The 9,899-nt window shown below is 63.8% G+C and carries 14 protein-coding genes; 6 read left to right on the top strand and 8 right to left on the bottom strand.

Translation table 11 applies throughout. The features are described 5' to 3' along the window. On the bottom strand, positions 1-825 hold an 825-nt coding region (locus tag VZ95_RS01975; protein ID WP_045774383.1), incomplete at its 3' end, for a magnesium chelatase domain-containing protein. A 166-nt stretch (positions 826-991) separates the two neighbouring features. Here VZ95_RS01975 and VZ95_RS21375 point away from each other — a divergent pair. Both VZ95_RS21375 and VZ95_RS01965 read left to right on the top strand, forming a co-directional pair. After that, on the top strand, positions 992-1,600 hold the full coding sequence (locus tag VZ95_RS21375; RefSeq protein ID WP_052711402.1) for a TetR/AcrR family transcriptional regulator: 609 nt from the start codon (positions 992-994) through the stop codon (positions 1,598-1,600). Next, complete coding sequence (locus VZ95_RS01965; RefSeq protein ID WP_045774382.1) at positions 1,600-2,736, top strand: DUF418 domain-containing protein; 1,137 nt, start codon at positions 1,600-1,602, stop codon at positions 2,734-2,736. The genes VZ95_RS21375 and VZ95_RS01965 overlap by 1 nt, the downstream gene beginning before the upstream one ends. A 94-nt stretch (positions 2,737-2,830) precedes the next feature. Here the strand turns inward: VZ95_RS01965 and VZ95_RS01960 are convergent, their stop codons facing one another. The 5 genes from VZ95_RS01960 to VZ95_RS01940 form a co-directional block, all read right to left on the bottom strand. Continuing rightward, positions 2,831-3,280: a MarR family winged helix-turn-helix transcriptional regulator gene (locus VZ95_RS01960; RefSeq protein ID WP_045774381.1), complete on the bottom strand. Its 450-nt coding sequence runs from the start codon at positions 3,278-3,280 to the stop codon at positions 2,831-2,833. A gap of 87 nt (positions 3,281-3,367) precedes the next feature. Then, complete coding sequence (locus VZ95_RS01955; protein ID WP_045774380.1) at positions 3,368-3,763, bottom strand: type II toxin-antitoxin system HicB family antitoxin; 396 nt, start codon at positions 3,761-3,763, stop codon at positions 3,368-3,370. A gap of 3 nt (positions 3,764-3,766) precedes the next feature. Then, a complete protein-coding gene (locus tag VZ95_RS01950) occupies positions 3,767-3,964 on the bottom strand; it encodes a type II toxin-antitoxin system HicA family toxin (protein WP_045774379.1) in 198 nt (65 codons plus the stop codon). 7 nt (positions 3,965-3,971) lie between these two features. Next, positions 3,972-4,568, bottom strand: a complete 597-nt coding sequence (locus VZ95_RS01945) for a hypothetical protein (RefSeq protein WP_045774378.1) — start codon at positions 4,566-4,568, stop codon at positions 3,972-3,974. A 154-nt stretch (positions 4,569-4,722) separates the two neighbouring features. Then, positions 4,723-5,778, bottom strand: a complete 1,056-nt coding sequence (locus tag VZ95_RS01940; RefSeq protein ID WP_045774377.1) for a DUF2125 domain-containing protein — start codon at positions 5,776-5,778, stop codon at positions 4,723-4,725. A 190-nt stretch (positions 5,779-5,968) separates the two neighbouring features. Between VZ95_RS01940 and VZ95_RS01935 the strand changes: the two genes are divergently transcribed. Together VZ95_RS01935 and VZ95_RS01930 are read left to right on the top strand one after the other, a co-directional pair. Further along, positions 5,969-6,868, top strand: coding sequence for a DMT family transporter (locus tag VZ95_RS01935; protein WP_045774376.1), 900 nt, complete (start codon positions 5,969-5,971; stop codon positions 6,866-6,868). A gap of 15 nt (positions 6,869-6,883) precedes the next feature. Further along, positions 6,884-7,471 carry a gamma-glutamylcyclotransferase gene (locus VZ95_RS01930; protein ID WP_084627521.1) on the top strand — a complete coding sequence of 196 codons (588 nt, stop codon included), beginning with the start codon at positions 6,884-6,886 and terminating at the stop codon, positions 7,469-7,471. Here the strand turns inward: VZ95_RS01930 and VZ95_RS01925 are convergent. Next, positions 7,468-7,872, bottom strand: a complete 405-nt coding sequence (locus tag VZ95_RS01925; protein ID WP_045774375.1) for a tautomerase family protein — start codon at positions 7,870-7,872, stop codon at positions 7,468-7,470. The genes VZ95_RS01930 and VZ95_RS01925 overlap by 4 nt on opposite strands. 99 nt (positions 7,873-7,971) lie before the next feature. On the opposite strand from VZ95_RS01925, the gene VZ95_RS01920 reads away from it, so the two are divergent. Beyond that, positions 7,972-8,865: a LysR substrate-binding domain-containing protein gene (locus VZ95_RS01920; protein WP_045774374.1), complete on the top strand. Its 894-nt coding sequence runs from the start codon at positions 7,972-7,974 to the stop codon at positions 8,863-8,865. After that, a complete protein-coding gene (locus VZ95_RS01915) occupies positions 8,858-9,535 on the top strand; it encodes a class I SAM-dependent methyltransferase (RefSeq protein WP_198148031.1) in 678 nt (225 codons plus the stop codon). The genes VZ95_RS01920 and VZ95_RS01915 overlap by 8 nt, the downstream gene beginning before the upstream one ends. 79 nt (positions 9,536-9,614) lie before the next feature. On the opposite strand, the gene VZ95_RS24935 is transcribed toward VZ95_RS01915, so the two are convergent. Continuing rightward, positions 9,615-9,899 (bottom strand): PIN domain-containing protein (locus tag VZ95_RS24935; protein WP_045774373.1); only part of this gene is annotated, 285 nt, incomplete at its 5' end.

Here is a 9,899-nt window from a genome sequence, read left to right as displayed (position 1 = left end):
ATGGTGCGGGTCGCGGAAGGGGCGGTAGCGGCTGAGTTTTCCGCCCGCAAGCTGCCCCGCGACCGATTGGATCATGGCGACGCTGAGGGCCTCGCGCGGCGACAGCGGCGGCAGCAGGCCGGGCAGGCGCTGGGCCAGCATCGACTTGCCCGAGCCGGGCGGTCCAATCATCAGCAGATTATGGCCCCCGGCGGCGGCGATTTCGAGCGCGCGCTTGGCGCTCTCCTGGCCCTTCACGTCGGCAAGATCGAGCGGGCGGCGCGCGTCTTCGGCCAGTTCGGCGCGCGGGCGCGGAAGCAGGGCGCTGCCTTTCATATGATTGATGAGATCCATCAGGCTTACCGGGGCAAGCACAGGCAGGCTTTCGCTGGCCCAGGCCGCCTCGCCGCCACAGGGCGCGGGGCAGAGAATGCCCAAACCGCGCTCGGACGCGCCAAAAGCGGCGGCAAGCACGCCGGACACGGGGGCAAGCCGCCCATCGAGCCCAAGTTCCCCCAACATCAAATACTCCGCCACCTCGTCGGCGGGCAGAATCCCCATCGAAACCAGCAGGGCGACGGCAATCGGCAGATCGAAATGACTGCCCTCCTTCAGCACATCGGCGGGCGCAAGGTTCACCGTGATGCGTTTGGCCGGAAGCGCCAACCCGAGCGCGGCCAGCGCCGAGCGCACCCGCTCCCGGCTTTCGGCGACCGCCTTATCGGGCAGGCCGACGATGGTGAAGGCGACGAGACCGCCGGTCATGGCGACCTCTACATCGACATCGATCACCTCGATTCCGGCAAAAGCGACGGTTTTGGCACGGGAAACGAGAGAGGACGACATGAGGCCAACGGAATAAGAGACGTTGACCTAGCCTAAGACAGCCCGCCCCTGAAGTCACGCACTCGCGTCCTCCCGTGCGTGATCGGGGTTTATGGGACCGGCGGCAAAAGCTCTTGAATAAAACGATCACTCTAATTATTAAATGCCTCGCATAGAGGAGCCTTCGATGTCACGTCCCCGCAAGCCCGATGCCTTTGCGGCCCAGCAGGCGAAAATCCGACGGGCCGCCGAAATCTGTATCCGTCGCAGCGGCTTTCACGGGGCCGGTATCGCGGCTATTTGCGCGGAGGCGGGGATTAGCCCAGGCCGCCTCTATCACTATTACCCCGGCAAAGCCGCCTTGATTGCGGCCCTGGTGCGCGAGGCTCAGGGGGAGGCGCTTGCGGCCCTCGCGCCCTTGGCCGACATCTATACGTCGGACTATTTCGGCACCCTTTTCGAGCGCTGTATCGACGCGGCGCTGCTTGCGGCCAATTTGGAGTATGCAACGCTCGCCCTCGAAATCAGCGCCGAAGCGACCCGTGATCCGGAGATTGCTACGGCGCTAGCCAACTACACCCAAGCGTTGAAGGGTGCTTGGTCGACGGCGATTGCCGTTGGTCAAGCCCGTGGCGCGATCGCCCAGCATTTGCCGCCCGATTGTCTGGCGGATTTGATCCTGCTCGTCCTTGATGGCGCAACGGGCCTGCGGATTGCCAATCCGACCCTCGACGACACCAGCATCGCGGCCCGCGTTCGCTTTCTGCTTGCCCCCCATTTTCGCGGGACCAATTGATGATGAACTCAGTCCCTCCGCCGCGCCGCGCTTATGCCGACCGGCTGCGCGGTTTCGCTCTCTTCGGCATTTGCCTCGTGAACTTACCGTTTATTGCCCTTCCCATCGGGACTATGTCGCCCGAGCCGTTGGGGCTGGCGGATGCCACGGCCCTTCTAATCTCGGCGCTTTTTGTTGATGCTAAGTTCTTTATCCTATTTTCGTTCTTGTTCGGCTTTGGTTTTTCGGTTCAAACCGCAGGCCGAACGCGCGAAGAGGCTCGGCGTTCCTTTTTACGGCGCTTATGGGGGCTTTTTGCGCTTGGCGTCCTTCATGGGCTTTTGTTGTTTCCGGGTGATATTTTAACGACCTATGCGCTGCTGGGCCTCGGGCTATGGGCGTTACGCGATGCGTCCGACCGGGTTTTGCACCGATGCGCCGTGCTGGCGCTGCTGGTCGCCGTTCCGGCCTTTACCGGGCTCGATTACCTCGTCCAGACTCTGCCACCGCCGAGCGCGGACGCGCAGGCTGCGACCATCGCCGCGTATCGGGGGTCGCTTGCGCAGATTTTGGGCCAGCGCTGGCAGGATTGGCCGGAAACCGTGCCTTTTATTCTTCTTTACAATTGGCCGATGGCGTTTGCCGCCTTTTGCTGGGGGCTGATTGCCGGGCGGCGCGGCTTGCTGTCGGCCCCGGAGGGGATTCTAAGCCTGATCCATCGCTATCGATGGGGGCTTTGGGTGGGGGCGGCTTTCGGGAATGGCGCGTACGTTCTGGCTTCCATTGTGACGATGCCAAATGATCGCTGGTACGGCATGCCCTTTCTGGCGCTGGGTGGGCCGTGTTTGGCGATACTCTATGCGGGGTGGATTGCGCGTCTCGACGGTCGCATCGCGCGGATGCTCGAAGCGGCGGGGCGCGTTTCCCTCAGCCACTATCTGGGGCAATCCCTCTGCGCCGTTTTGATCTTCAACGGCTTGGGGCTTTATGCCGAACTCGGATACGGCGGGCTTGCGGTCATTTCTGTGCTCATTGCAGCCGGGTTGACCGGGCTTGGTAGCCTATGGTTGACCGCCTTCCGGTATGGCCCCGCTGAATGGCTTCTGCGCTGCTGGACGTATGGACGCTGGCTGCCGATTCGCCGGGAGGGGGCATGAACAGGTTAGACGAGATCAGCCGGCGTATGCGGCCTCAGCATCCCGGCGAGACGCGCGCTAGTGGCACCCGTAATGAGGTGGGCAAGGGGCGTCGTCATTCGGCGAGATCGCTGGGCGTATTGGCGGTGAGCCGCCCCAAGAGGCTGGCGAAGGTGGCGATTTCCGCCTCCGACCAGCGATCCTTGAAAAGATCGGCCGACCGGCGCTCGAAAGTGGCGCGTACGTCCTGCACAATCGCCTTAGCGGCCTCGGTGAGGGCAACATAGGCAAGGCGGGCGTCGCGGGCGTCGGCTTGGCGTTCGACCAGCCCAATTTTCTCCAGCGGCAACGCCATGCGCGTTACCGTGGAGGGGTTGAGGTGGAGCCGCTTGGCAATGTCGACCCGCGTGAGGCGCTGGAGCGGTGCGCGCTCCAAATGCATCAGAAGCAGCACTTCCTTCAGGCCGAGGCCGTGAACGGAGGCAAGTTCAGAGGAAAAACGCCCTTCAAGAAAGGCGTTGGCTTGGATCAGGCCGACAACGGCCGCAAAGGATGTCTGGGTCATGCCCTATGATATAGGACATGTTATTTGCGTTCGCAAGCACCTAACAATGATCTTGCAAACAAGCCTCCCGCATCCTGCCGTTGGGGTCTACCCCCGCATCATCCGCCGGGCGGCCTCGGCCAGAAAGCCCGACCGAGTATGGCCGCTGTCGGCGGCGGCGGCGTCGATGTCGACCAGCAAGTTCTTATCGACGGTAATATTGACGCGGACGGCAGGGGCTTTTGGCGGGCGGGCTGTGATCAGCAGCAGGGCTGCTTGCGCCGGGGCACTTGAGAGATGCGCGCCCAGGGCTTGCGGCGGCGGCGGGGCAATACCGTCTTGGGTGAAGCCTTCCAGATGCAGCGTTAGCGCGGCTTCGGCCTGGGTCAGGGCTTCTTCTTCCGTCTCGCCGGTGGCAAGGCAGCCGGGCAGGTCGGGAAAGCTCACGACCAATTCATCGCCAGCATCAACGGGGCGGTGCAACCAAGCGGGATAGCGAGCCATAGATTAAGCTTCCTTCGTGGGCAAGCCGCAGTAAACCAACAGACCATCGGCTACCGAAGGCGGCAGCGTGGCCTTGCCGAGCGGCAGGGTGACGCGCCGACCTGTTCCGGCGTGCCGCCATTGCGCGAACCCGTCGCGGCGGGTCACTTCAACCCAGCCGGCGGCTTCCAAGGTTTTCACCAGCTTGCGTAATTTTGCCATTGCACCCTCAGTACGTGAGAACAGGTCCAAAATTCGCAGGAATCGCCTGATCGAAGCTGCGGCCCATCTGCTCGACGAGATCATTGGTCAGCTCAATCCAGGCTGCCTTCCGCTCATCGAAGGTGGCGCGTTCTTTTACCGTGCGGCTCGCATCTTGGCGGACAGAGATTTGCCGATCCCGGAACCCTGTCGCGTTGCGGATCTCAAGATCCGCTTCCAAAATCGCATCGTAGCGGAAGGCCGCATCGTCCACGATCATGCCGCGCAGCCCGCCCGGCGTGGCGAGCGGGGTTTCGACGATGCTGGCGCGGCGAATGATGAAGCGGGCAATCGTTCCGGGAGCCGGAGCCCCGCGCGGAACGAGTTTGCGGCGCGCCCAAAGCTCGGCGGCCTGGGTCGGCGTCGGGGAAAGACTATGATCGATATTGGGGGCGGCTTTGGGGGCCACATAGGCGACTTCCACCTCAAGCCGATCGACCAGCAAATTCCAGGATTGCCCGGAAGGGGTGAAAGCGGCGGGGGCGGGCTTCGCCGGATCGGCGCAGCCTGCAAGGCTTCCGATACCGGTTGCAAGCAGCAGCAAGCTTCCGCTGCGAACCAGCATCTGACGGCGTGTGGACTGAAGCGCTATCACAGTATCTTTCGACCTTTGGCAGAACATTCCGCTACCGCCCTGGCCTCAGAGTGCCAGCGGCGGGGAGGCGGCTCAAGTGCAATAGAATGACCGATTCGTGACAGTCCGTCGATGCGGTTGTAGATCAGGGCAGCTCGGGCAACGGCAGCGGCGCGACGGGAACCAGGCGCGAGGGGCCGAGCAGCAGCCAGCCGTCTTGCACCGTGATCGGCACCGAGAGCGTGGGCTGCCCGGTTTGCGCATCGGTGCTTGCTACCGCCGAGAGCAACAGGCGGGCAAGACGCCCATCGCGCTCGGTTACGAGGCCGACGGCAATCAGCCGGTCGATGCCTTCCACAAAGCCGCGCACTTTGGCCGTGCCTGCCGCCAGCGGGCGCATCAGCCGGTCGAGCGTCAATGTGCCTTCCCCCTCTAAGGCGAAGCCGCCGAGCGCGAGCATCAGGCGGCGTAACTCCACCGTGCCGCCGCCGTCGCGCCATTCCGAGAAGGCGGGCGCGGTAAAGGCGGCGGGCGTATCGCCCATCACCGTCAGCCCGACCGACGCCGTCAGCGGTTCAGCCAGCAAGAGGCTAAGCTGCGGGGCGGTAAAGCGTTCGAGCGCAATGCCGCCCTGTATGGTTGCGACCAGATGATCGCGCCCGCGCGTCGCCAGATCTTTCAAGTCGATCGAGAGGCGCTCGGCCCGGAGGGTTGCGGGATAGGGCGCGGTGAGCAGCAAGGTCGGCTCGTCGGCGGTTAGCACCAGACGGCCGCCCGCGCGCGGGCCAATAAGAACCAACTCCCCTTCCCTCAGGCTGAGCTGCCCCGCCAACCGCTTTTCCCCGGACGTGAGGCGCACCTCCGACTCGGTCGGAAGCCGGATGAGGGTAGCGCTCGGGCGCAGCAGGCTCCACGCCATCGCCAGCCGGTCGGTTTTCCAGCTGATATCGCCGCGCGGCCCTGGGCGGTGCAGGCTGACGCCGGTTAATTCGGTTTGAACCGCGAGCGGGAAGCCGTCGGTGTCGCCCACCGTGAAAGCAACCTCCCAACCCTGGCCGCGCAACGCCGCCGCCTCGCTCGCCAGCGTTTCGAGCAACCGGGCTTTCGCCACCAGCCAAACGAGGGTAAGCGCCCCCGCCAGCAGCAGCAGAATAGCCAGTGCAATAACCCCAGGGCGGCGCAGCAGCGGTCTTAAGGTCATGCGTCCCCGCTGGACAAAACGAAGGAAATTTCCGTCGAACGCTTGGTTCTTAGAGGGCAGTTAACCTGTAGCTTTGGCTGTCGCCAAGGGAATTTCCCACTGGAACGCGGCTTTCCTCAGCGTTTTTTGCGGGGCTCGGGTGCAGGAACCTGCGTTTAAGGCGGGAAATGACCCGTGTTAGGCTTAAAAGATGAGCCAAATTTCCCAATTTCTGCCCGCTGTGACTTTTGTTTGCCTGTGGAGCACCGGCTTTATCGGTGGACGCTTGGGCACCCCTCACGCCGATCCGCTGACGTTTCTGCTGATCCGCTTTGCCATCGCGAGCCTGCTGCTGGCGGCGCTCGCGGCGCTGGTGGGCGTTAAATGGCCGCGCGGACGGGCGGCGCTGCATCTCGCCGTCTCTGGCCTGTTGGTGCATGGCGCCTATTTGGGTGGTGTCTTCATTGCGCTGTCGTTGGGGGTGTCGGCGGGGCTGGTGGCCTTGATCGCGGGCGTCCAGCCGTTGCTGACCGGGGCGATGAGCGGCTGGCTGCTCGGCGTGCCGGTGCGTCCGCTGCAATGGGCGGGGCTGGGGTTAGGGCTGCTCGGTGTCCTTTTGGTCGTGTGGGAGAAACTCGTCGCGCAAACGGGCGTGCCGCTGCTGGGGGTGGTTTTGGCGGTATTCGCCCTCTTCGCCATCACCTTCGGCACGCTCTACCAAAAGCGCTTCGTGGTGCCGGGTGATTTGCGCAGCGCGACCGCGTGGCAATATCTCGTTTGCACGCTCGTTTACGGCGCGATTGTGCCGTGGCTGGAGCCGATGCGGGTCGATTGGACGCCGGAATTTATGTTCGCCCTTGCTTGGCTGGTGCTGGTTTTATCGGTCGGGGCGATTCTGCTGTTCTTTACGCTGATCCGGCGGGGATCGGCGGCGGGGGTTGCCAGTCTGATGTATCTGGTGCCATCCCTTACGGCGCTGATGGCCTGGGGCCTATTCGGTGAGCAGCTTGGCCCGCTGGCCTTGCTCGGCATGGCGATAACGGCGGCGGCGGTGGCCTTGGTCAACCGTCCGGCCAAAGCCGCCCCGGTTTCGGCGGCGCGCGAAGCCTGATAGGATAGACCCGCTATGTCGTCCGAGCCTTACTGGGTTTTCGCTTACGGTTCCTTGATTTGGGACCCCGGCTTTCCGTTCGTAGACCGTCACCGCGCGGTCGTTCACGGCTATCACCGCCGCTTCTGCCTGTATTCGCACCGCTATCGCGGCACGCCGGAGCTGCCGGGGTTGGTGCTGGGGTTGGATCGCGGCGGCTGCTGCCACGGCGTCGCCTATCGCATTGCGCCGGAAGAAACCGCCAATGTGCGCGACTATCTGTGGGCACGGGAAATGTCGAACAACGCTTACCGCCCGGTGATGGTGCCCGCGCGCTTGAACGATGGCGGGCGTGTGCCGGTGCAGACTTTCGTGATTTCCCCCGATCATCCGCAATATGCCGGGCGCTTGCCCGCCGACCTCACCGCGCGGCTGATCGCCAGCAGCCACGGCGAACGGGGCAGTAATCAAGCCTATCTGGAGAATACCGCCGAGCATCTCGCCGAGCTTGGCATTCACGATCCGGCGATGCGGGCGCTGGTGCGGCACGTGCGCCAGTTGATCGCACAGGAAGGGACAGTTGCCCGCCCCCCCTTACCGGATGTGTCGCCGAAGGGGTTTTAGTCGGCCCCGCGCTGCTGCTGAAGCGCCATCGCAAACATGCCATTACCGACCGACCAGTCGGAATAATCATTTTCGTGACAGAAGATGAACACGTCTTTCGGCGAAATGCCCGCCTCGCGGCTGAGGTTCGCGGCAATCTGCGCATAAAGATCGCGCTTCATCGCGTCGCTGCGCCCGCGCCGCAGAGTAATTTCCACCACGACGATAGAATCGGAGCGGGCGATACCGTTGAAGCCCCGGTCGAAAAAGAAGCTTTCGTCGGTATAGTCGCTGACGAGGTTGAACAGCTCATCCTTCGGCATGCCAATGGCATCGACGAGAGCATGATGGATGCCTTGCACGATTTTCTTTTTGATTTCAACGCTGGTTCCCGCGCGCACGGCGGTACGAATGAACGGCATAGTTGGGCTCCTGTTTGGATGTTTGAAGCCAGTGTGCGCGCCGTTGCTGCCGAAAAGAAAACGATCCTTCGGAAAAATTTATGTGATTAAATCGCCCATATGAAACGCTCCCTACCGCCGCTCGGTGCCTTACGGGCCTTCGAGGCCGCCGCCCGCCACGGGCGGATGATTTTGGCTGCCGAGGAGTTGAGCGTCACGCCGGGGGCGGTCAGCCGTCAGGTGCGGTTGCTAGAAGAAGCCTTGGGCGTCGCGCTGTTCGAGGGGCCGAAGAGCAAACCACGCCTGACCGACGCCGGGCGCGCGCTCGCGCCCCGTTTGGCGGGAGCCTTCGATGAATTGGAGGCGGCGGTTCAGGCCGCGCGCGCCGGGCAGGCGGCGGTTTTGGATATTTCCTGCCTCAGCACGTTTCTGATGCGCTGGCTGATTCCGCGCCTGCATCGCTTTACCACCGCGCACCCGGAGATCGACGTGCGCCTGAGCGCCGCCGATGGGCCAGTTGATCCCGATCGGGCGCGGTTCGACGGGGTGATTACTGTGGAAGCGGAGGCGCTCCTTGGCCCGCGCTTCCATCCGCTCTTCCCGGAATGGCTCGGCCCGGTCGCCGCGCCTGCGCTGGCGGATCAGGTACGAACGCGCGGCGATCTTACCCGCGTGCCGCTGCTCCACACCCAGACCCGGCCCGAGGCCTGGCCTGCCTGGGCGACCCTTATCGGGTGGCGCGAAACCCGCTTCGACGGCCCGCGCTATGAGCATTATTATTATACGCTGGAAGCGGCGAGTGCCGGGCTCGGTGTCTGTCTCGCGCCCTGGCATCTGGTCGCGGCGGATGTGGCGAGCGGGCGTCTGGCTGCGCCGCTAGGCTTCACCCGCAGCGGCTATCATTATGGGCTGCGGCTCAAACGGCAGGCGCGGGCGGCAAGCGAGCCGTTCCGGCTCTGGCTGCTGGAGGAAGCGGCGGCGCAACCTTTACCAAACGAGGGGCAGAATGGTTGATTTCGGCAAAACGGCGCAGGATTACCGCCAACACCGCGCCGGGTTTCCGCCCGAATTGCTGGACCGGCTATCGGCCTTCGGCGTCGGCGGACCAGGGCAACGCCTGCTCGATGTCGGCACCGGAACCGGCACGCTCGCCCGCCAGTTCGCCGAACGCGGCGCCTTGGTAACGGGAATCGATCCGGCGGCCCCGATGCTGGCGCAGGCGCGCGCGCTGGATGCGGCGGCAGGCGTGTCCGTCACCTATCTAGAAGGAAAAGCCGAGGTAATTCCGCTCCCGGACGGGAGCTTCGACGCGATTACGGCGGGCCAATGCTGGCATTGGTTCGACCGCCCGAAAGCCGCTGGCGAGATGCATCGGCTGCTGGGGCCGGGCGGGCGGATGGTGATTGCCCATTTCGACTGGCTGCCGCTACCGGGCTCGCTAGTCGCGGCGACGGAAGCACTCATTCTGCGCTTTAATCCGGCCTGGGCGCTGGGCGGCGGGCGCGGCATCTACCCGATTGGTTCGAAAATCTCTCCAGCGCCGGGTTTACCGGCCTTGAAAGCTTTTCCTTCGATCTCGCCGTTCCCTACACCCCCGCCGCCTGGGTGGGCCGCATCCGCGCCAGCGCCGGCGTTGCCGCCAGCCTGCCGCCGGAAGAAGTCGCCCGCTTTTCCGACGCGCTGACGGCGCGGCTCGCAGCCGATTTTCCGGGAGATCCGTTGCTTGTGCCGCATCGGGTGTGGGCGCTGGTGGGGCGGAGGGGCTAGGCCAGTTCGAATGGATTGACGACAGCAACGCCCGTTGGGGCAAAATGCGCGACGTTGCGAGTTACAACCGTGAACCCCATTTCTAAGGCCGTTGCAGCAATCAAAAGGTCTGCCCCCTCATGACCGATAGAGGCGCTCAAAAGGCCCCAGCGCCGCGCAATAGGTGGGGTGATCGACAGTAACCGTTCCCCAAAGATGGTCATGGTTAGACGAAGCCAATCTTCCAAGACCGCACTGAAACTGGGGTTGGTTTTTCGCTGTCGCTCAATCCCTTTTTTCGA

Origin of the sequence: Elstera litoralis (assembly GCF_000963705.1) — a bacterium.
Taxonomy (GTDB): domain Bacteria; phylum Pseudomonadota; class Alphaproteobacteria; order Elsterales; family Elsteraceae; genus Elstera; species Elstera litoralis.
This window is presented reverse-complemented; position numbering and strand designations above follow the sequence as displayed.

Coding starts and splice junctions, on each gene's coding strand:
- VZ95_RS21375 (WP_052711402.1), top strand. CDS start 992: ATGTCACGTCCCCGCAAGCCCGATGCCTTTGCGGCCCAGCAGGCGAAA.
- VZ95_RS01955 (WP_045774380.1), bottom strand. CDS start 3,763: ATGGCTCGCTATCCCGCTTGGTTGCACCGCCCCGTTGATGCTGGCGAT.
- VZ95_RS01930 (WP_084627521.1), top strand. CDS start 6,884: ATGTCGTCCGAGCCTTACTGGGTTTTCGCTTACGGTTCCTTGATTTGG.
- VZ95_RS01950 (WP_045774379.1), bottom strand. CDS start 3,964: ATGGCAAAATTACGCAAGCTGGTGAAAACCTTGGAAGCCGCCGGCTGG.
- VZ95_RS01920 (WP_045774374.1), top strand. CDS start 7,972: ATGAAACGCTCCCTACCGCCGCTCGGTGCCTTACGGGCCTTCGAGGCC.
- VZ95_RS01935 (WP_045774376.1), top strand. CDS start 5,969: ATGAGCCAAATTTCCCAATTTCTGCCCGCTGTGACTTTTGTTTGCCTG.
- VZ95_RS01925 (WP_045774375.1), bottom strand. CDS start 7,872: ATGCCGTTCATTCGTACCGCCGTGCGCGCGGGAACCAGCGTTGAAATC.
- VZ95_RS01960 (WP_045774381.1), bottom strand. CDS start 3,280: ATGACCCAGACATCCTTTGCGGCCGTTGTCGGCCTGATCCAAGCCAAC.
- VZ95_RS01915 (WP_198148031.1), top strand. CDS start 8,858: ATGGTTGATTTCGGCAAAACGGCGCAGGATTACCGCCAACACCGCGCC.
- VZ95_RS01965 (WP_045774382.1), top strand. CDS start 1,600: ATGATGAACTCAGTCCCTCCGCCGCGCCGCGCTTATGCCGACCGGCTG.
- VZ95_RS01945 (WP_045774378.1), bottom strand. CDS start 4,568: ATGCTGGTTCGCAGCGGAAGCTTGCTGCTGCTTGCAACCGGTATCGGA.
- VZ95_RS01940 (WP_045774377.1), bottom strand. CDS start 5,778: ATGACCTTAAGACCGCTGCTGCGCCGCCCTGGGGTTATTGCACTGGCT.